This window comes from Pseudomonas hefeiensis (assembly GCF_030687835.1).
In the GTDB taxonomy this organism is placed as follows: Bacteria; Pseudomonadota; Gammaproteobacteria; order Pseudomonadales; family Pseudomonadaceae; genus Aquipseudomonas; species Aquipseudomonas hefeiensis.
This window is the reverse complement of the sequence record NZ_CP117449.1, coordinates 3,000,159-3,020,702: the sequence shown is the minus strand read 5'-3', so window position 1 is coordinate 3,020,702 and position 20,544 is coordinate 3,000,159. Positions and strand designations below refer to the sequence as shown.

Genomic DNA, 20,544 nt, shown 5'->3' with positions numbered 1-20,544 from the left:
TCTCCCTGTAAACAGAACTTGAATTCGCCACCGCCCCTTGTGGGAGCGGGCTTGCTCGCGAAGGCGGTGGCACATCCAACATTGGTGCAAGCTAACCCACCGTCTTCGCGAGCAAGCCCGCTCCCACAGTAGATCGCAGTCGATCAGGTCCGCGTCGCCCCTCGGGCGCTGGCCGCGAACTGATCCGTCGGCAGCACATGCTTGCGCTCCAGCAGGCGATACACCACGCCGGTCAACACCAGGCCGAACACCATCACGCATGACAGGAAGTACAGCCCCGACGCCAGGTTGCCGGTGTATTCCTTCAGCGCACCGATCACGAACGGCCCGATATAGCCACCCAGGTTGCCTACCGAGTTGATCAGCGCGATCCCCGCCGCCGCACTGGCGCCGGCAAAGAAGCGCCCTGGCAACGTCCAGAACACCGCCGTACAGGAGAACAGCGCAAACGCCACCAGGCACAACGCCGCCAGCTGCAACACCGGCACCGTCAGCCAGGCACTGAGGAACAGGCCGATGGCCCCCAGCACATAGAGCACGGCCAGATGACCATAACGATCGTTCAAACGGTCGGAACTGCGAGGAATGATCAGCAAACCGATGATGCCGAAGATGTAGGGCACCGAGGACACGAAACCGGTCACCAGGTCCGTTCCGCCGAACTGCTTGATCAAGGTTGGCAGCCACAGCCCCAACCCGTAGATGCTCAGGGTCACCGGCAGGTAGAACAGCGCCAACAGCAGGACACGTTTGTCCTTCAAGGCGTGCAGCGGATTGCCGTGACGGGTCTGGCCGTATTCCTCAAGGTCCTTCTTCAGCTCGCCGGTCAGCCAGTTCTTCTCGGCCTGGTCCATCCACTTCACCTGTTGCGGACCATCCGGCAGATAACGCAGCACCGGCCAGGTCAGCAGTATCGCCGGCATACCGATGACGATGAACAACCACTGCCAGCCGTGCAGGCCCAGGATACCGTCCATGCCCAGCAAGCCGCCGGACACAGGACCGGTGATCATCATTGCGATGGGCTGAGACAGGATGAACAGGCCCAGGATCTTGCCGCGATGGCGTACCGGGAACCATTGGGTGATGTAGTACAGCACGCCAGGGAAGAACCCGGCTTCCGCCGCGCCGAGCAAAAAGCGCATCACATAAAAGCTGTGAGGCCCCTGCACGAAGGCCATGCCGATGGTGATGGCGCCCCAGGTGATCATGATCCGGGCGAACCAGCGCCGGGCACCGAAGCGTTCGAGCATCAGATTGCTGGGGATCTCCAGCAGGAAATAGCCAATGAAAAACAGCCCGGCACCCAGGCCGTAGGCGGCGTCGCCGATGCCGATGTCGGCGCCCATGTGCAGCTTGGCAAAGCCCACCGCAGAGCGGTCCACGTAGGCGATCAGGTATAGCAGGATCAGGAAGGGAATCAGTTTCAGCGTGATGCGGCGAATAAGCCGCAATTCCTGGCTCATGGGACCGGTCTCCGATTGTTGTTGTTATAGAACGCTGGGGGATTTCTCTGACAAATAAGCGCCAGGACAATCCCTCCGTTGAATCGGACTATATAGTAATACTATTTGCCCAACAACACTTCCAAACAGAGCAAATTGCGCTTATGTTAGGCGCAAGCTAAAACCATATAGTCATACAATAAGAGAATCGATCATGTCTGATAAGAAACCCTCCCTGCGCTCGGCCCAATGGTTTGGCACCGCCGACAAGAACGGCTTCATGTACCGCAGCTGGATGAAAAATCAGGGCATCGCCGACCATCAGTTTCATGGCAAGCCAATCATCGGCATCTGCAACACCTGGTCGGAGTTGACGCCATGCAACGCGCATTTCCGGCAGATCGCCGAACACGTCAAGCGCGGCGTGATCGAGGCCGGGGGCTTCCCGGTGGAGTTTCCGGTGTTCTCCAATGGCGAATCGAACCTGCGCCCTACTGCCATGCTGACGCGCAACCTGGCGAGCATGGACGTGGAGGAAAGCCATTCGCGGCAACCCGATTGACGGCGTGGTGCTGCTCACCGGTTGCGACAAGACCACACCAGCCTTGCTGATGGGCGCCGCCAGTTGCGACGTGCCGGCCATCGTCGTTACCGGCGGACCGATGCTCAACGGCAAGCACAAGGGCCAGGACATCGGTTCGGGCACAGTGGTCTGGCAACTGAGCGAACAGGTCAAGGCCGGCACCATCACGATCGATGATTTTCTTGCGGCCGAGGGCGGCATGTCCCGCTCGGCCGGGACCTGCAATACCATGGGCACCGCCTCGACCATGGCCTGCATGGCCGAAGCCCTCGGCACATCGCTGCCGCACAACGCCGCGATTCCGGCGGTGGACGCGCGCCGTTATGTGCTGGCCCACATGTCCGGCATGATGCGTGCCGTCGAAATGGTCCGCGAAGACCTGAAACTGTCGAAGATCCTGACCAAGGAAGCCTTCGAAAACGCCATCCGGGTCAACGCGGCCATTGGCGGTTCAACCAATGCGGTGATCCACCTCAAGGCCATTGCCGGACGCATCGGTGTGCACCTGGACCTGGACGACTGGACCCGCATGGGTCGCGGCATGCCAACCATCGTCGACCTGCAACCGTCGGGGCGTTTCCTGATGGAGGAGTTCTATTACGCCGGTGGTTTGCCCGCCGTGCTGCGCCGTCTCGGCGAAGCCAACCTGATCCCCAACCCGGACGCCCTGACCGTCAACGGCAAGAGCCTTGGCGAGAACACCAAGGACGCACCGATCTATGGCCAGGACGAAGTCATCCGCACCCTGGACAACCCGATCCGCGCCGACGGCGGTATCTGCGTACTGCGCGGCAACCTGGCGCCCCTCGGTGCGGTGCTCAAACCGTCCGCCGCCACCGCCGAACTGATGCAGCATCGCGGTCGCGCGGTGGTGTTCGAGAACTTCGACGAATACAAGGCGCGGATCAATGACCCGGAACTGGATGTCGATGCCAGCTCGATCCTGGTGATGAAGAACTGCGGGCCCAAGGGTTATCCGGGCATGGCCGAAGTGGGCAACATGGGCTTGCCGGCCAAGTTGCTGGCCCAGGGTGTGACCGACATGGTGCGTATTTCCGATGCGCGCATGAGCGGCACCGCCTACGGCACCGTGTGGTGCTGCACGTAGCCCCGGAAGCCGCGGCCGGCGGACCTTTGGCAGCGGTGAAGGAAGGTGACTGGATCGAGCTCGATTGCGCCAGTGGCCGCCTGCACCTGGACATCCCCGACGCCGAACTCGCCGCCCGCCTGGCCGACCTTCCGCCGCCGCAACAACTGCTGGTGGGTGGCTACCGCCAGTTGTACATCGACCACGTGCTGCAAGCGGACCAGGGCTGTGACTTCGACTTCCTGGTCGGTTGCCGCGGCGCGCCGAGGTGCCGCGTCACTCCCACTGACCCCACCCATCCCCTGTGGCATCCCCCCTGTGGGATGCAAGCTTTTGTGGGAGCTGAGCTTGCTCGCGATTGCGGTGTACCAGACAACAGAGATATTGACTGGAAGGGCCTCATCGCAAGCAAGCTCAGCTCCCACACAAGCTCCCACAATGGGGTCTGCATCCTGCTCAAAAAAATCGCACTAGCGACCCGCCCTCGCCGCGCCTGCTATCATGCGCGGCATCCCCTTCGCACAGGATCGCGCCATCCCCCATGGACTACCGTAAACCCTCCGACCGCAAAAGCATGCACGCGCGCATCGTCCAGGAACTGGGCATGCAGATCGTTTCCGGGCGTTTCAAGCCGGACGATAAACTGCCCGCCGAAGCCTTGTTGTGCGAGGAGTATGCCGTCAGCCGTCCAGTGTTGCGCGAGGCCACGCGAGTGTTGGTAGCCAAGGGTTTGGTGTATTCGCGCCCGCGCGTGGGCACGGTGGTCAAGGCCCGTCGGGAATGGCACATGCTCGACCCGGATGTGCTGCACTGGCTGATGCAAAGCAGCCCGCAGAATGAGTTCTTCAATCTGCTGACCAGCGTGCGCAGCATCATCGAGCCGGCCGCCGCTGCCCTGGCTGCACAGTTCGCCAACGAGGCCGACATCGCCGCCATCCGCGAGGCCTACCAGCGCATGGAAGCGGCACCAACCCCCGAGGCCGTGCTGCAACCAGACCTGGACTTCCACAGCCGCATCGCCGACGCCACCCACAACGACCTGCTCGCCAACCTGTGCAATATGTTGTCGGTCGCCATCGCCGAAGCGCTCAAGCACTCCAACCAGCGGCCCAACCTGCATGAACTGGCGATGCCGCGACACAAGGCGATCCTCACCGCCATCGAGAACCGCGATGCCCTCGGTGCCCGCCACGCCACGCTGGTGCAACTGGACGATGCCCGCAGCGCGCTGAATGTGGTGTTGGGCAGCGATCCAGCCTGATATCCCGCCATTGCAAAAAAAAGCCGCAACCTCAGGGTTGCGGCTTATGCCTAGCAGTCAAGTAATGTGGCGCGAGAGATGCGCCATGTGCCAATCAATGAGCAAACAATGACTTGCTCTTCTGCCCTGCCATTTTCTCAGGATTGATCAGGAACCGCGCCAGCGCCGGCAGCAGCCACAGCGCACCGAACATGTTCCACAGCAACATGAACGTCAGCATCAGTCCCATGTCGGCCTGGAACTTGATGGCCGAGAAGATCCAGGTGCACACACCGATGGCCAGGCACAGACCAGTGAATAGCACGGCCTTACCGGTGGACTTCAGCGTTTGATAGTAAGCCTCTTGCAACGGCAATCCGGCCCGCAGGAAGCTTTCCAGGCGACTGTAGATGTAGATACCGTAGTCCACGCCTATCCCCACGCCAAGCGCCACTACTGGTAGCGTCGCGACCTTCACGCCAATACCCATGAAGGCCATCAGCGCGTTGCCCAGCACCGAGGTCAGCACCAGCGGCAGCACGATGCACAGCGTCGCCGCCCAGGAACGGAAGGTGATCATGCACATGGTTGCCACACAGATGTACACCAGGATCAGGATCGTCAGTTCCGACTCCTTGATCACTTCGTTGGTCGCAGCTTCGATGCCGGCGTTACCGGCGGCGAGGATGAACTCCAGGCCATCGCGGTTGTTTTCCTTGGCAAACTCCTGCACCACCTTCACGGCGCGGTCCAGGGTCTCGGCCTTGTGGTCGTTGAGGAAAACCAATACCGGGGCCACGGAGCAGTTGTTGTTGTACAGGCCATCGGCCCGGGCAATGGAGTTGTTCAGCACGTCGGGGTTACGCGACAGAGTTTCCCACTTCAGGTTGCCCTCGTTCATGCCCTTGATCATTTGCTTGGACACCGTAACCAGGGAGATCGCCGACTGCACCCCTTCGGTGTTCTGCATTTTCCACATCAGCTCGTCGATGGGAGCCATGGCTTCGTAGCGTGAACAGCCTTCAGCCTTGGTCTTGACCATCACCACCAGTACATCGGAGCTGGTGGAATAGTTGCTGATGATGAAGTTGTTGTCCTGGTTGTAGCGCGAGTCCGGACGCAGCTCCGGCGCGCCCTGGTCCAGGTCACCGATCTTCAGATTCTGGCTGTACCAGAGGCCGCCACCGAAGGCGATCAGGGCCAGGGCCACCGACACCGGCGCGACCTTGGCGCTGGCAAACTTCGACAACAGGCGCCAGAACGGGTGCTCGCGGGTCGCATCCTTCTTGCTGCGCTCGATGGCGCGCTTGCTGATACCGACATAGGAAATCGCCACCGGCAACAGAATCAGATTGGTGAACACGATCACCGCCACGCCGATGGACGCACCAAAGGCCAGCTCCCGGATCACGCCGATATCGATGATCAGCAAGGTGATGAAACCGACGGCATCCGCCAGGATCGCGATCATCCCCGGCAGGAATAACTGGCGGAACGTGCGCCGCGCCGCCGTCAGGGCGTTGTCCGCTTCACTGGATTGCAACGCGATACCGTTGATTTTCTGCACGCCGTGGGAGATGCCAATGGCGAAGATCAGAAACGGCACCAGCATCGAATAAGGATCGAGCCCGAAACCGACGGCGTGCATCAGCCCCAACTGCCAGACCACCGCCACCAGGGTGGTGCTCAGCACCGCAATGGTGCTGCGCATGCAGTTGGTGAACCAGTACAGCAGCACCAGGGTAATGATGAAGGCCACGCCGAAGAACATCACCACCATGGTCAGGCCGTCGATCAAGTCACCGACCTTCTTGGCGAAGCCTACGATATGGATCTTTACGTTGGGGTTCTGGGCTTCAAACTTGTTGCGGATCTTGTCTTCGAGTTCGTGGGAGAACTTCTGGTAATCCAGGGCCAGCAGCTTGCCCTGGTCCTGTGGGTCCGGATAGGACTCCAACAGCGGGATATCGATGATGCTCGATTTGAAATCGTTGGCCACCAGGCGTCCGACCTGGCCTGACTTGAGCACATTGTTGCGTAACAGGTCGAGGCTGTCGGCCGAGCCGTCATAGCTCTGGGGAATCACCTCGCCGCCGGCAAAGCCCTCCTCCGTCACTTCGGTCCAGCGCACGCTCGGGCTCCACAACGACTTGAGGCCGGAGCGGTCGACACCGGAAATGTAGAACACCTCGTCATGAATCTGGCGCAAAGTCTCCATGTAATCCTTGGAGAAAATGTCACCGTTGGTGGCCTCCACCGAAATCCGCACCGTGTTGCCCAGGTTCGCCAGGTCATTGCGATGTTCGAGCATCTTCTCGATGAAGGGGTGCTCGAGGGGAATCATCTTTTCGAAACTGGTGGACGGCCGAATCAGCGTGGCCTGCCAGAACAGGAAAACACTGACCAACAGGCAAATGACGATCACTGCCGGGCGGTTGTTGAAAATCAGGCGCTCGAGAAACGTCGCCTTGTCTTGGTGATGACTGCTCATGGGGTCCGCCTTCTTGTTATTGTGCCCGCCGGATGTTTGCGGCTCATTTGCTCAATTCAGCGCCGGTGGGGGTGGTGGCGTGAACGCCACCCTGTCCTGCCAGGATCAGATTGCCGTTGCCCGCCGCCGTGACGGCCGCCACGGAAATCCGATCCGGGCGGTTGAACACGCTGAAGGTCACGCCGTCATCGGTGCTGCGCACCACACTGCCGCCGTTGCCGACAATTACGATGGAGCCATCTGGTAATAGCGTGGCCCCGGACAGACCGAATTCCAGGGCACCCCGAGTGGCCTTGAGCTCGACTTGCTCCCAAGTGCCGCCAAAGTCGGTGGAGCGATAGAGGTTGCCCCGCAGGCCGTAGGCCAGCAGCGTTGAAGGCTGAGCGGTGCCAATGACGCCGAACAGCGAGCCTTCGTATGGGCCTTGGAGCTTTTCCCAAGTCTGGCCCCAGTCGGAGGAGCGGAACATGCTGCCGGCCTCACCGACGATGAACAGCCCGGCGTCTTTAACGGCGGCTATCGCGTTGAGGTGGAACTGGTCTTCGTTGTCGAGACGATCCCCGACCTCTTCCCAGTGCTTGCCGCCGTCGGTGGTTTCGAACAGCGCCCCGTAGGCGCCCACGGCAAAACCGTTGTTCGCGTCTTTGAACCAGACATCCAGCAGCGGCGACTCACGGGCCAGGTCTTCGAATTGTTTGGTCCAGGTGGTGCCACCGTCTTCGCTGGCGAGAATCTGCGCGTCATGCCCCACGGCCCAGCCGTGTTTGTCATCGACGAAAAATACTGCGGTGAGCAACTGGCGGGTCGGCACCTTGGCCTGAGTCCAGGAGCTGCCCTGATCGTCCGAATAGACAATGTGCCCGCGATCACCGACCGCCACCAGGCGTTTGCCGGCATGGACCACATCGAGCATCAGGGTTTTGCTGGCCTTGGCCGACTCGACGGAATAGATGACATCGGCTGTTGAAGCCGCTACGGCCATCACCGGTGCAGACAACACGGCAGAGCCCAGCAGCGAGAGCGCCGAGACCAGCAACGCGACTCTGCGCAGTACCGGCGGCCGGCAGCGGCCCACAGCCATGACAGGCTCATTCATAGACCTTTCCCCCATTATTATTGTTAGGTCATTCAACCCTTCAGGGCGCCGTAAGCGGGCTCATCGCGATTGACTGTTCTGGAGCATAGTCCTGAAACCTGCAATCTAGAGCCACTTCGGAAGCTGACCTATCCTATCGGGCTTTGGAAAGGTCTGACAATCGACGCCGCGTTATCTTTTGTTAACCATGGGGGAATGCGGGCGGGGGTGAATGAAGGGGTATTCGGTGGGGTGATTGGAGCGCATTTCAAGGCAAGTAATGGTGGCGCCCCATTCGCGAGCAAGCCCGCTCCCACATTCGATGCGCGGTGAACACAAGTATTGCATCCGCTGGAGATCGAATGTGGGAGCGGGCTTGCTCGCGAAGAAGGCAACGCGGTCTGCCAGGCAGACCGCGGCCCTGAGGTCACGCCAGGCTCTTGCTCACCACTTCAAACACATCGGCCGACAGCCCGCCGGACGCCAGGATGCGCTCCAGCTCGGCTTTCATCAGCGCCTGGCGGGCGTTGTCGTATTTGCGCCAGCGGGTCAGCGGCGCCAGTTGCCGTGCGGCGATCTGCGGGTTGAAGCCATTGAGCTGGATCACCAGATCCGCCAGGAAGCGATAACCTGAACCGTCGGCCGCGTGGAAGTTGATCAGGTTCTGCCCGGCGAACGCCCCCACCAACGCGCGAACCTTGTTCGGGTTCTTGATATTGAACGCCGGGTGTTCCATCAAGGCCTTGACCCGCGCCAGGCCGCCCGGCAACGGGCTGCCGGCCTGGACACTGAACCATTGATCCATGACCAACGGGTTGCCCTTGAAGTTTTCCGCGAACACTTCCAGGGCCTTGGCCTTCTCGGTTTCGAATGGCGAGTTGATCAGCACCGCCAGGGCCGTGAGCCGCTCGGTCATGTTGTCGGCGGAGTCGAACTGCTCCAGGGTGGCACTGAGCACTTCCGGCTTGTCGGTGAGCATCAGGTACGACAGCGCGATGTTCTGCAAGGCGCGCCGGGCGAAATGCTCGGCCTCGGCCACATACGGCGTGCGCTTGGACAGGTCGCGGTTGGCTTCATAGCGCAGCCACAGGGCTTCGAACAGGTTGTCCGCCAGTTGCTGACGGGCGAATTCCCGGGCGGCATGGATCGCCTCCACGTCGGCCACTTCACTGATTTCCGTCAGATAAGCCTCGCTTGGCAGCGAGAGCATTTCCGCGACCATGGCCTGATCCAGGGATTCGTCCGACAGCACGCTACGCAACGCGCTGACCAGACGCGGGTCCAGCACCAGGTTTTCGCCTTTCTGATGCTGGGCGATCAGGTCCTGCAGCACCTGCACCGACAACTGCTGACCGGCATCCCAGCGGTTGAAGCCGTCGCTGTCATGCTGCATCAGGAACATCAAGTGGTCCCGATCGTACGGGAAGCTCAGCTTCACCGGCGCCGAGAAGCCACGCAACAACGACGGCAACGGCTTTTCGGCGATGTCGACAAAGGTGAAGGTCTGCTCGGCTTCGGTCACCGAGATCACCCGGGACGTGCCGTTTGCCGCCGCTTCGCCGGCCAGGCGCAGAGATATCTCGTTGCCCTTGCTGTCCAGCAAACCCAGCTCCACGGGAATCACGAATGGCAGTTTTTCCATCTTGTCCGGGGTCGGCGGGCAGCTCTGGCTGAACGTCAGGCTATAGGTCCGGGCCGCAGCGTCGTAGGATTCGCTCACCGCCAGCCGTGGCGTGCCGGCCTGGCTGTACCAGCGTTTGAACTGGGTCAGATCGACGCCGTTGGCATCCTCCATGGCCTTGATGAAATCATCGCAGGTCACCGCCTGGCCGTCGTGGCGCTCGAAATACAGGTCACTGCCCTTGCGAAAGCCCTCGGCCCCCAACAAGGTGTGGATCATGCCGACCACTTCCGACCCCTTTTCGTACACGGTCAGGGTGTAGAAGTTGGAAATCTCGATGAAGCTGTCCGGGCGCACCGGGTGAGCCATGGGGCCAGCGTCTTCGGCAAACTGGTGAGTGCGCAGGTACGCCACGTCCTGGATACGCTTGACCGTGGCCGAGTTCATGTCAGCCGAAAAACCGGCGTCGCGGAACACAGTGAAGCCTTCCTTGAGGGACAACTGGAACCAGTCACGGCACGTCACGCGGTTGCCCGACCAGTTATGGAAATACTCGTGGGCAACGATCGCCTCGACCCGCTGGTGCGCGGCATCGGTGGCGGTTTCGGCGCGGGCCAGCACGGCGCTGGAGTTGAAGATGTTCAGGCCCTTGTTTTCCATGGCGCCCATGTTGAAGTCGTTGACCGCGACAATCATGAAGATGTCCAGGTCATACTCACGCCCATAGACCTCCTCATCCCAGCGCATCGACTTCTTCAGGCTGGTCATGGCGTGCTGGCACTTGTCGATGTTTTCCGGCTCGACATAGATGCGCAGCGCAACGGTGCGCTCGGTCATGGTGGTGAAGGTGTCTTCGACGCACCACAGATCACCGGCCACCAGGGCAAACAGGTAGGCGGGTTTCTTGAACGGATCTTCCCAGGTCGCCCAGTGCCGGCCATCTTCGCCGGGACCGCTGGCGATCGGGTTGCCGTTGGACAGCAACACCGGATAGCTGTGCTGCTCGGCCACCACCGTGGTGGTGAACGTGCTCATCACATCCGGGCGGTCGAGGTAATAGGTGATCTTGCGGAAACCTTCGGCCTCGCACTGGGTGCAGAACATGCTGCCGGACTTGTACAAGCCTTCCAGGGCGGTGTTGGTTTCCGGGTGGATCCTGACAGTGGTGTCCACCGTGAAGGCCGGGGCCTTGGGTTGCAGGGTCAGGTGGCTGCCGTCCAACTGATAGTCGAGCGGATTGAGGTCGGTGTCATCGAGCTTGATCGAGAGCAGTTCGAGATGCTGGCCATCGAGCACCAGGGGCGGCAGGCCGGCACCGCGCTCGGGGTTGCGGCGCATCACCAGTTGCGCATGGACCAGGCTGTGGTCCTCGAACAACTCGAAGGTCAGGTGCGTCTCGTCGATCAGGTACTCGGGCGCCTGATAGTCCTTCAGGTAAATCATCTTCGGTTGTTCGGTGCGCATGGGGCAAATCCTTCTACTGATGCACGGCGAGCTGATAAGCCGTGTATTTACGAATATTGATCACGCCAGTGTCGAAAATCAGGTATTGGCCCTTGATCCCCAGCAGCGTGCCTTCGGCAATCGGGTTCTTGTCCAGGTTGAAGCTGACGATCTTGGCCGGGTATTGCTCCACCGGATAACGGATCTCGATGGGCTCGACGTCCGCTATGGTCTGGATCGCCTGCAGGCCGAATCGTTCCTGCAAGCCTTGCAGACCCTCGGCGCAGCTTTCGAACAGCGAATCGCGGATCTGCGGCAGGTCCACCGCCACTGCGTCGCCCTTGAGCAATGCGCGCCAGTTGGTCTTGTCCGCCACCTGGCTACGGAACAGGTCTTCGACAAATCCCGATTGCTGGCGAGTGGCAACCCGCAGGATCGGCAGCGCCTGACTGGCGCCCTGATCCAGCCAGCGGGTCGGCAGTTGCGTGGCGCGGGTGATGCCAACTTTCACACCCGAGGAATTGGCCAGGTACACCACATGATCGGTCATGCAGAACTGTTCGCCCCAGGCCGGATCGCGACAGGTGCCCGCGTCGAAATGGCAGCGCTCGGGGCTCATGATGCACAGGTCGCATTGGGCCAACTTGGTCATGCAGGGGTAGCAATAACCCTGGCTGAAGCTGGTCTTGGTCCTGCGCCCGCAATGGCTGCAGTGGATTGCACCGAGAAACTCCAGACGCACCGTGCTGCCGATCAACGGATTGACCGGCACCTCGACATCGCCCAGGCGAAAGGCATATTGAACAGTCGGCCCGTCAAGGCGTGCCGACATCTTGCTGATTGCACCGCGGCCAATCTCGATCAATGGATGGCATCCGACTTGAACAGGATATTCGGCACTTCTGTGGCCTTCGACTGGCACTCCTGCGGGCCCATGTAGCCGGTGCGTTCTTCTTCGGGCAGGTTCTGCATCTCCCAGGCGATCATCGCCTGCAGCGACAACTCGCGCTGTTCGGCGGTGAGCTTGTTGCCATCGGCCCATTTACCGATTTCCACCGCCAGTTTCAGGCTCTGGTAGATGTCAGGGGTGATGTTTTTGATCATTTCGTTGAACGAGGACATGGGTTCTCCGCGCAATCGCGCATATTCAAGCATTACAGGCGCCAGTCAAAGGGTCATTTTACGACGAGCGAACAGCCCGCCCAACAAACCTGTGAAGCAACCGATGAGCAGCCCGCCGACGTGGGCCGCATTGGCGATTTCGCCGAAACCGATCAGCGAGATCAGCCCGGACAGGCACAGCACCAACCACACCAGCATCATCACCAGCACCCCACGGGGCAGGCGATAGGTCGGGTTCGGTGCCAGTAGTTGATAGATCCAGCAATGCCCCAGCAGGCCATACAGCACGCCGGACAACCCACCGAACAAGGTCGGGCCGCTGAAGAAATATTGGGCGAAGTTGGACACGAGACTGAATAGCAGCGTCAGCCCCAGCAGGTTGATGCCGCCCTGGCGCGCTTCGATCCGTCGCCCCAGCTCCCAATACCACATGCCATTCATGGCGATGTGCAGGAAGCCGAAGTGGATCAGCATCGGCGTCACCAGGCGCCACCACTGCCCCGCCGCCAGGCTGTCGGCCAGGGGCGTGAAATGGATATAGTCGCCGACAACGCGAAACTCCAGGAAAGTCAGCCAACGCAGGGTTTCAAGATTCTCCCCCAGCAGAGTCACGGCGCCGTCGATCAGGCTCAGCAGCAACACCAGGGCGGTGACCGGACTGCGGGTCAATTGCTGGACAAAACCAGGCCGTGGCGACGTGCTGCCGGTGCCTGGCAACTCCAACTGTTGCTCGGGATCGCCGCTCGGGAAGCGCGCGTACAACGAGCGCACGTCTTCGCTGATTTCATTCGGCACCCAGAGCACCTGCTCGCCCGCCTCCTCGCTGACCCGATGGGGCACCTGCATGCGTTGCAGCAATTTGACGAAGCCGCTCAAATCCTCGGCCAAGGGCAAGCGCAAGACCGCCACGACGCTCATCGCAGTTCCTCCGGCCGCTCGACATCGACCCAGACAAATTTATGCGGGTCCAGTCGGGTCTCTGCGTCGAGACGATAGGCCACCAGTTTTCCGTAAAGCACCGCACTGTAATCCAGGCAGGCCAGGTTCGAGCGGATCGGCGCGGGTTTGCCGCTGCGCCAGTAATGACCGACGAACAGCAGTGGCTCATGAACGCCATAGCGCAGCAGGTTGTTTTTTTCATCCCGCGACAGCGGCGTGCGGGCCACCGGGTCAGGCAAAGCATCAGGCTGGAACACAATGTCACCGTAGGTCTGTGGATCGTCTTCCCAAAATTTGGTGCGAAAGAACGAACGGGTCAGCCCGTCGCCGCCGGTGAGGGTCAGACCATGGGGCAAGCGCATGTCGGTGCCACGCAGCAAGCGATCGAACACCGTACAGGCGAAACTGCCCGGCTCCGCCGAGGCCTGGAGGAAATGCTCGTCGATACACCCGTTAGGGAACAAGCTCCGCAGCGGCTCGATCAGACCGTTGTCCCAGCAGGCATGTACCACCCGAAAACGCTGAGCATCAACAAACAGCGGCAACTCGTAAAACCACTTGAGAAAGTCATGCCAATCGCCAGGATGCTGCTCGAACTGGGTCAGGGTTTCGTTGAGCAGACGGGCATGGCGCGGGGTGCGTTCGCGCACGTAGCGCTGGCCGCTGCCCGGCAATGCCGGCGTGCTCCAGCCCAAGGCGTTGAACTCGTGGTTGCCCATGATGCACAGCGCTTGGCCGGCCACCACCATGTCGTGGACGATGTGCAGGGCTTCGCGGATCCGCGGGCCACGGTCAATGATGTCCCCCAGGAACACGGCCATGCGCGACGGGTGTCGCCAGACGCCGCCCTGCTTGTGATAACCGAGGCGGTCCAGCAGGCGTTCCAGGGTCAGGGCGCATCCGTGCACGTCGCCGATCAGGTCGTAACTGCGCGCAGGATCGAGCATCAGTCGCCTCCACCCCCCAACCGACTGCCCCAACCGAGCTTGGTCCGGCAGACTTCGTAGTAATTGTGATCCAGCGGGTGAATCAGGCGCAGCTTCTGCGCCTTTTTGCTGACGGTGATGGTGTCACCCGGCGCGCAGGTGAAATGGTTCTGGCCGTCACAGGACACTTGCGGGTAGATCTGCATATCCTTGGACACGACGATTTTCAGCTCACTGTTGCCATCGACCACAATGGGTCGCCCAGACAAGGTATGGGGGTACATCGGCACAATCACAATAGCGTCGAGCTTGGGATGCATGATCGGGCCACCGGCGGAAAGCGCATAGGCCGTGGAGCCGGTGGGCGTGGCGACGATCAGGCCGTCGGCTTTCTGGCTGCAGACGAACTGGCCGTCGATGTACAGCTCGAATTCGATCATGCGCGTGGATTTGCCGGGGTGCAGTACCACATCGTTGAGGGCATCGCCCTGGCCGATGGCCTCGGCGTGACGGCGCACCTCGGCTTGCAACAGGAAAAGGTTCTCCACCAGATAGTGGCCATCCAGCACTTCGGCCACCTTGGTTTCCAGTTCGTCGGGGCGGATATCGGTCAGGAACCCCAGGCTGCCCCGGTTGATGCCCAGCACCGGAATGTTGTGGCGCGCCAGGGCTCGGGCGGCCCCCAGCAGACTGCCATCGCCGCCGACCACGATCACCATGTCACAGACTTCACCGAGCATCTTGCGCGACGAAGTCTGCAGGCCGTGGCCGGGCAAGACTTCGGCGATGGTATCTTCGAGGATCACGTGCAGGTGCCGTTCCAGGAGGAAACGTTTGAGCCGGCGAACGGTGTCCAGCACCTGCGAACTGCCCAGGCGACCGATGATGCCGATATTGCGAAATTGCTCCATGGGGCTCCTGCGAGGGTCTGCGTCGGGCGAAAAACACGATTATGGGCGAAAGCCGCCCATAGACAAAATTCTTTAAGCCTTCGACGCAGGCTATGCTCGCAAAATGATCCTGTTCCCCGAATTGCTCGACTTGCCCCGCCGCCTGCGCCATCCCGAAGTGCGCGACCTGGCGTGGGCGATCCTTGCCCCGCCGATGCTGATCGACACGCCCTGGCCCCAGCGCCATCCCCTGACCGGCAGTGATTGGGTGCATCAGCCCCATCGACTGGAACACTGGCTGCGACAACTGGACCGCGACAGCTATCCGTTACTGCATTGCCTGTCCCAGGGCAGAACACGGCGCCTGGGCCTGTATTACGAAAGATTGTGGCAATTTGCAGTGCAACACGCGCCGGGTATTGAACTGATCGCCGCAAACCTGCCAATCCGCCACCAAGGCCAGACCTTGGGTGAGCTGGACATGCTGCTGCGCGATGGCGACGGTATCCATCATCTGGAACTGGCGATCAAGCTGTATCTCGGCCCCCAAAACGGTCACGGTCAGGACGCCGCACAATGGCTCGGCCCAGGCTGCCATGACCGGCTCGACCGAAAGCTGGCGCATTTGCGCGAACACCAGCTACCGATCTCTGCTCGCCCGGAAAGCCGAGAGGCCCTGGCGGCACTGGGCATTGAACCCTCGGGCATCGAGCTGTTTCGCTCGGAACTCTGGCTGGGCGGTTATCTGCTTTACCCCTGGCCCGGCCATGCCGAACCCCCAACCGGCGCCCATCCCAGGCATTTACGCGGCAGCTGGCTGCATCAGCGGGACTGGCCGGCGTTCGTTGCCCAGCGTCCGCCGGGACGCTGGCAACCCCTACCCCGCGCTGGCTGGCTGGCTCCGGCCCATTATCCGGCGGACCAGGCCTGGAGCGCCGAGCAACTGGCAGCATGGCGAACGGCGCTCGACCCCATGGCTCCCGCGCAGTTGATGGTGCGCCTGAGCGAAAACACCGAGGGTGAGTGGGAAGAAGCCGAGCGGGTGTTCCTGGTGGCTGATCTTTGGCCGGATGTGCCGGGTAATGGTTGAGTCTTGTGCTGCCTGAACGGCCGTCTTCGCGAGCAAGCCCGCTCCCACATTGGAATGCACTCTCCTGTGGGAGCGGGCTTGCTCGCGAAGGGGCCGCTACGGTTTAGAGTGACAACCGCAACGCCAGCGCCGCCAACGTCACCAACAACACCGGCACGGTCAGCACAATCCCGACCTTGAAGTAATATCCCCAGCCGATCCGAATGTTCTTGCGCGCCAGCACATGCAACCAGAGCAAGGTCGCCAGACTGCCGATCGGAGTGATTTTCGGGCCCAGGTCGCTGCCGATGACGTTGGCATAGATCATTGCTTCTTTCACGACCCCGGTGGCCTGGCTGGCATCGATGGACAAGGCGCCGATCAGCACCGTCGGCAAGTTGTTCATGATCGACGAGAGCAAAGCCGTCAACAGCCCGGTGCCCATGGCCGCGCCCCACACGCCATATGCGGCGAAACCGTCGAGCCACTGGGCCAGGTAGCCGGTCAATCCCGCATTACGCAGGCCATAGACCACCAGATACATGCCCAGGGAAAAAATCACGATATGCCACGGCGCCTCCTTCATGACCCTGCGGGTGGATATCTTGTGGCCGCGAGCCGCGACAGCCAGCAATAACGCGGCGCAGACCGCCGAAATCGCGCTAATGGGAATGCCCAGCGGCTCGAGGGCGAAGCAGCCGATCAGCAGAATGGCCAGCACCGCCCAGCCTGCGAAGAAAGTGGCCCTGTCGTGGATGGCACTCGCCGGGTCATCCAGTTGATGCGGGTCATAATCGCGCGGGATATCGCGGCGAAAGAACCACAACAATATCGCCAGGCTCGCCGCGACGCTGACCAGGTTCACCGGCACCATGACCGCCGCGTAACGGTTGAAGCCAATACCGAAGAAGTCGGCCGAGACGATGTTTACCAGGTTCGACACCACCAGCGGCAGGCTCGCGCTATCGGCAATGAAGCCGGCGCCCATCACGAATGCCAGGGTTGCCGCCGGAGAAAAACGCAAGGCCAGCAACATCGAAATAACGATAGGCGTCAGGATCAACGCCGCGCCATCGTTGGCGAACAACGCCGACACCAATGCGCCCAGCAGCACCATGAACGCAAACAGCTTGCGCCCGCTGCCTCGGCCCCAACGGGCCACATGCAGGGCCGCCCAGGCGAAGAACCCGGCCTCGTCCAGCAACAGGCTGATGATGATCAACGCGATAAACGTACCGGTGGCGTTCCAGATGATCTGCCACACCAGGACAATGTCACCGACCTGCACCACCCCGCTCAACAGCGCCAGCAACGCACCCAGCGTCGCGCTCCAACCGACGCCCAGGCCCTTGGGTTGCCAGATCACCAGCGTAATGGTCAGCAGGAAAATCAACGATGCGAGGAGCATGCGCAACAGCCTTGGAAGAAGGATTGAAAAGCGGAAACCAGCAGCAACGCGCTACCGGACGATCAGCCATGGCGCTCACACTGAGGGCATCGACGCGATTGCGGGAGTCGCACATGACGAAGAAAGGCCTGGTGGGGCGAAGGGGCGAATATATGGAAACTCGAATATTCAGTAAAGCGCGCAGACGAGTTGCCGATCTCGCGAGGGAGGGTCATTCCACTGTGGGAGCAAGGCTTACCTCACTGTGGAAGCAAGGCTTATCCCACTGTGGGAGCAAGGCTTGCCCGCGATAGCCGCGCCGCGGCTTAACAGCTGAACCGCGATATCGTTCATCGCGGACAAGCCTTGCCCCCACAGAAAATCACTTCGCCACAAAGGTGATTGGCTTGAAGCTGCGCAAAGATATCAAGCCTTCTTGTGTTGCTCGACCCACTTGCCGTAGGCATCGATGAACTTCTGCAAAAAAGGCCGTACCGACTCTGACAGCTCGCCCTGCTCGTCGAACGCACTCCCCGCGCCGGCCAGATAAGCCTCCGGCTGCTGCATGCAAGGCACATCAAGGAAAACCAGGGACTGGCGCAAATGATGATTGGCGCCGAAACCACCCATCGCCCCCGGCGAGGCACTGATCACCGCACCCGGCTTGCCGCTCAGGCAGCTCTTGCCGTAAGGCCGCGAGCCGACGTCGATGGCATTTTTCATCGGCGCCGGAACCGAGCGGTTGTATTCAGGGGTGACAAACAGCAATGCGTCGGCCGCGCCAACCTGCTGACGGAAAGTGCTGTAGGCTGGCGGGGGTGTATCGTCAATATCTTCGTTGTAGAGCGGCAGGTCGCCTATTTCGATGATCTCCAGCTTCAGGTTGGCCGGCGCCAGATCCGCCAGTGCCAGTGCCAGCTTGCGATTGATCGAAGCCTTGCGCAGGCTCCCCACTAAAACGGCCACGGTGTAGACATTATTCATTGGACACTTCTCGACTATGGGCTCAAATGGAGCGTCTATTTATAGATGATCGGGCGGACAATTGGACCAGCGGAGAGCCGAAAACCTTTCCATTGGACTATTTTTTTCATGTGGGAAAACTTACCGCGCTTGACCAAGGTCTACAGAACCGCAAATCGAGTGATTTATTTCCAGAGGTTCTAAGCAATGGCAGCAGTACTTGTCGGACAATTTCATGCGCGGGACGCCGAAGGTCGCGTCTATTCAGTGCATGAATACCAAGAATCGACCCCGTCGCCTGACGGTAGCGGCAAGGAGCCTGTGACTACTTTCAAGCTGGCGATCGGAGATCGCGTCAACCAACTCGAAGACGGCAAATTCATGCTGGTGCAGTCGCAGATCGAATTAACGCGCGAACCGGAAACGCCACCGGCCGCTCAAACGGCCGCTGAAACGCTAATTGCTTCATAACCAGTTGTTATGAGCAGAAGTCATGCCCGGACTTGGGTTAGGATTCAGCCACTTAATGGCTCTCCCGCCCAACATGGACTGCTTGCATGCGTTTACGCCACATCGAAGTAATCCAGGCGCTGTTGCAGACCGGCCATCTCGGCACGGCGGCCGAATGGCTGCAATTACCGGTGACAGCGGTCGAGGCGACGCTACGCGATGCCGAGGAGCAGTTGGGGTTCATGCTGTTTGCCAGTGTGCGCGGGCGATTGCAGGCGACTCGCGAAGCCCTTGAGTTGCGCGACGGCATCACGCGAGTGTATGACACCCTCGAACCGGTGCAACGCCTGGCCAGCAGTTTGAAACACTATCAGGCGCCGCCACTGCGGATCATTTGCACCCCTCCGCTGGCCCAGCAGTTACTGCCCCAGAGCATCGCTGCCCTGCGTCGACGCCATCCGGACGCTCCTTGCACCCTGCTCAGCCAACCGACCCGAGACATCGTTCAGAGCCTTCTGCTGCGCGACAGTGACTTGGGCCTTAGTCTGCACGACCCTGAACACCCCGACATCCAGTGCCAGATGATCGCCCAGGGCAAACTGCAATTGCTGGCGCCCCACGGCTGGCTGCAACCGCGGCAAAAATACATTTCGGTTCAGGATCTGGCCGGCCAATCACTGGTAGGCCTGGATGGCCATGACCCGCTGAGCCCTGCGTTCGACCATAAACTGGCGACGCTGCGCCCCGCACCGGTCATCCAGATCCGCGTACAGACCCATCAGATGATGCGCGCCATGGTCGAGGCCGGTGAAGGGCTTGCCATCGTGGACCCCTTCACCGCTTCAGGGGCCAAGGACGGCGGGCTGGACGTATGCCCGGTATCGCCCGCCATTCCCATCTGCCTGTATGCGCTGAGTCTGAACGGCACAGCGACCTCTTCCACGCTCCAGTCGTTGCTGGAACTGATTACGGAACAAGCCGAGGCGCTGTTGGGCCGCTGATCGCCGTGCCCAGCGGATCGTCGAACAACCGGTACCAGAACAGCGCCACCTCGGCGGTATGACGGTCAATGCCGCGATAACGCAGGTGATCGATCCCACCCAGCACGTAACCGCAACGCTCATAGAGCCGGCAAGCCCCCAGGTTATTGTTCTGGGTCTCGAGCATGATTCCCGGTAGTTTTTTCTTGCGGCTCCAGAAGTGAGCGACGTCTAGCAAAGCCTTGGCCACACCGTGGCGACGAGCCGGGGCATGCACGGCGAGTTCATCAATGTGGGCAAAACCGTTCCAGTTAGTGCTCACCACCAGATGCCCTACCGGCTGGTCGTCGAGATACGCCATGAATATCTCGCTGTCCGGAGCGTCTCGGAAGCTGCTGAACTCCTCTGGATCGATGCCATAACATTTGCGATAAGGGGCAATCGGCGTCACTGGCCATTGGCTCACCGATCGACCAACCTGAGCGGCCCCATAGGCGCTGACTTCGAAGCTGAAATCGCTGCCCCATATGTAGGTCGCAAAGCCGTCATCGACGACACGCACCGACAAGCCGGGGTGCTTGGGATTGATAACCGGCTGCATACTGGGAAAAGTCCTCATCCCTTGAGGCAACCAAAGGCGCACTGCCATCCATTGCCCTTGCCTCTCGAAACTTCATACATCAAGCGGGTATCCGTAGCCTGCCCGTCACTTCAGGTTAGAAGGTACTGGCAATTGTGGCGAGAAATGAATGATGGAGGGCGATAGCGTTTGTGGGAGCGGGCTTGCTCGCGAAGGCGGCGATACCGTCAGCACATATGCAAGCTGACCCGCC

Annotated in this window: 16 protein-coding genes and 1 pseudogene; 5 read left to right on the top strand and 12 right to left on the bottom strand. The window is 60.7% G+C overall.

Annotated features, from left to right (window positions below; genetic code table 11):
- Positions 1 to 143: 143 nt before the first annotated feature.
- On the bottom strand, positions 144 to 1,466 hold the full coding sequence (locus PSH57_RS13340; protein WP_305390022.1) for an MFS transporter: 1,323 nt from the start codon (positions 1,464 to 1,466) through the stop codon (positions 144 to 146).
- A 193-nt stretch (positions 1,467 to 1,659) separates the two neighbouring features.
- Here PSH57_RS13340 and PSH57_RS13335 point away from each other — a divergent pair.
- A pseudogene (locus PSH57_RS13335) lies at positions 1,660 to 3,404 on the top strand (IlvD/Edd family dehydratase).
- Between the two features lie 252 nt (positions 3,405 to 3,656).
- The gene (locus tag PSH57_RS13330; protein WP_305390020.1) at positions 3,657 to 4,376 is read left to right on the top strand and encodes a FadR/GntR family transcriptional regulator; all 720 of its coding nucleotides are present in this window, start codon (positions 3,657 to 3,659) and stop codon (positions 4,374 to 4,376) included.
- Between the two features lie 94 nt (positions 4,377 to 4,470).
- On the opposite strand, the gene PSH57_RS13325 is transcribed toward PSH57_RS13330, so the two are convergent.
- From PSH57_RS13325 to PSH57_RS13290, 8 genes are all read right to left on the bottom strand, one after another.
- Entirely contained in the window at positions 4,471 to 6,846 is a 2,376-nt protein-coding gene (locus PSH57_RS13325; protein ID WP_305390019.1) for an efflux RND transporter permease subunit, read from the bottom strand.
- Between the two features lie 43 nt (positions 6,847 to 6,889).
- A complete protein-coding gene (locus PSH57_RS13320; RefSeq protein ID WP_305390017.1) occupies positions 6,890 to 7,942 on the bottom strand; it encodes a WD40/YVTN/BNR-like repeat-containing protein in 1,053 nt (350 codons plus the stop codon).
- Between the two features lie 406 nt (positions 7,943 to 8,348).
- On the bottom strand, positions 8,349 to 11,006 hold the full coding sequence (gene pepN, locus PSH57_RS13315; protein ID WP_305390016.1) for an aminopeptidase N: 2,658 nt from the start codon (positions 11,004 to 11,006) through the stop codon (positions 8,349 to 8,351).
- A gap of 13 nt (positions 11,007 to 11,019) precedes the next feature.
- Complete coding sequence (locus tag PSH57_RS13310; protein ID WP_305390015.1) at positions 11,020 to 11,850, bottom strand: DUF2797 domain-containing protein; 831 nt, start codon at positions 11,848 to 11,850, stop codon at positions 11,020 to 11,022.
- A complete protein-coding gene (locus tag PSH57_RS13305) occupies positions 11,847 to 12,107 on the bottom strand; it encodes a YeaC family protein (protein WP_256228415.1) in 261 nt (86 codons plus the stop codon). The genes PSH57_RS13310 and PSH57_RS13305 overlap by 4 nt, the downstream gene beginning before the upstream one ends.
- Before the next feature lie 45 nt (positions 12,108 to 12,152).
- Positions 12,153 to 13,025, bottom strand: coding sequence for a rhomboid family intramembrane serine protease (locus PSH57_RS13300; protein WP_305444905.1), 873 nt, complete (start codon positions 13,023 to 13,025; stop codon positions 12,153 to 12,155).
- The gene (locus tag PSH57_RS13295; RefSeq protein ID WP_305390378.1) at positions 13,022 to 13,996 is read right to left on the bottom strand and encodes a metallophosphoesterase; all 975 of its coding nucleotides are present in this window, start codon (positions 13,994 to 13,996) and stop codon (positions 13,022 to 13,024) included. Before PSH57_RS13295 ends, PSH57_RS13300 begins: the two co-directional genes overlap by 4 nt.
- On the bottom strand, positions 13,993 to 14,883 hold the full coding sequence (locus tag PSH57_RS13290) for an NAD(+) kinase (RefSeq protein WP_305390013.1): 891 nt from the start codon (positions 14,881 to 14,883) through the stop codon (positions 13,993 to 13,995). The genes PSH57_RS13295 and PSH57_RS13290 overlap by 4 nt, the downstream gene beginning before the upstream one ends.
- A 103-nt stretch (positions 14,884 to 14,986) precedes the next feature.
- On the opposite strand from PSH57_RS13290, the gene PSH57_RS13285 reads away from it, so the two are divergent.
- Positions 14,987 to 15,952: a DUF1853 family protein gene (locus tag PSH57_RS13285; RefSeq protein ID WP_305390012.1), complete on the top strand. Its 966-nt coding sequence runs from the start codon at positions 14,987 to 14,989 to the stop codon at positions 15,950 to 15,952.
- A 103-nt stretch (positions 15,953 to 16,055) separates the two neighbouring features.
- Here PSH57_RS13285 and PSH57_RS13280 read toward each other — a convergent pair whose 3' ends face one another.
- Both PSH57_RS13280 and PSH57_RS13275 read right to left on the bottom strand, forming a co-directional pair.
- The gene (locus PSH57_RS13280; RefSeq protein ID WP_305390011.1) at positions 16,056 to 17,339 is read right to left on the bottom strand and encodes an arsenic transporter; all 1,284 of its coding nucleotides are present in this window, start codon (positions 17,337 to 17,339) and stop codon (positions 16,056 to 16,058) included.
- A gap of 405 nt (positions 17,340 to 17,744) precedes the next feature.
- Positions 17,745 to 18,302 carry an NADPH-dependent FMN reductase gene (locus PSH57_RS13275; protein WP_305390010.1) on the bottom strand — a complete coding sequence of 186 codons (558 nt, stop codon included), beginning with the start codon at positions 18,300 to 18,302 and terminating at the stop codon, positions 17,745 to 17,747.
- Positions 18,303 to 18,488: 186 nt separating this feature from the next.
- Here PSH57_RS13275 and PSH57_RS13270 point away from each other — a divergent pair, with 186 nt between their 5' ends.
- The gene (locus PSH57_RS13270; protein WP_305390008.1) at positions 18,489 to 18,752 is read left to right on the top strand and encodes a hypothetical protein; all 264 of its coding nucleotides are present in this window, start codon (positions 18,489 to 18,491) and stop codon (positions 18,750 to 18,752) included.
- A gap of 86 nt (positions 18,753 to 18,838) precedes the next feature.
- Positions 18,839 to 19,732 carry a LysR substrate-binding domain-containing protein gene (locus tag PSH57_RS13265; protein ID WP_305390007.1) on the top strand — a complete coding sequence of 298 codons (894 nt, stop codon included), beginning with the start codon at positions 18,839 to 18,841 and terminating at the stop codon, positions 19,730 to 19,732.
- On the opposite strand, the gene PSH57_RS13260 is transcribed toward PSH57_RS13265, so the two are convergent.
- On the bottom strand, positions 19,698 to 20,312 hold the full coding sequence (locus PSH57_RS13260) for a GNAT family N-acetyltransferase (RefSeq protein ID WP_305390006.1): 615 nt from the start codon (positions 20,310 to 20,312) through the stop codon (positions 19,698 to 19,700). The two genes, PSH57_RS13265 and PSH57_RS13260, sit on opposite strands and share 35 nt — an antisense overlap.
- Between the last annotated feature and the right edge of the window lie 232 nt (positions 20,313 to 20,544).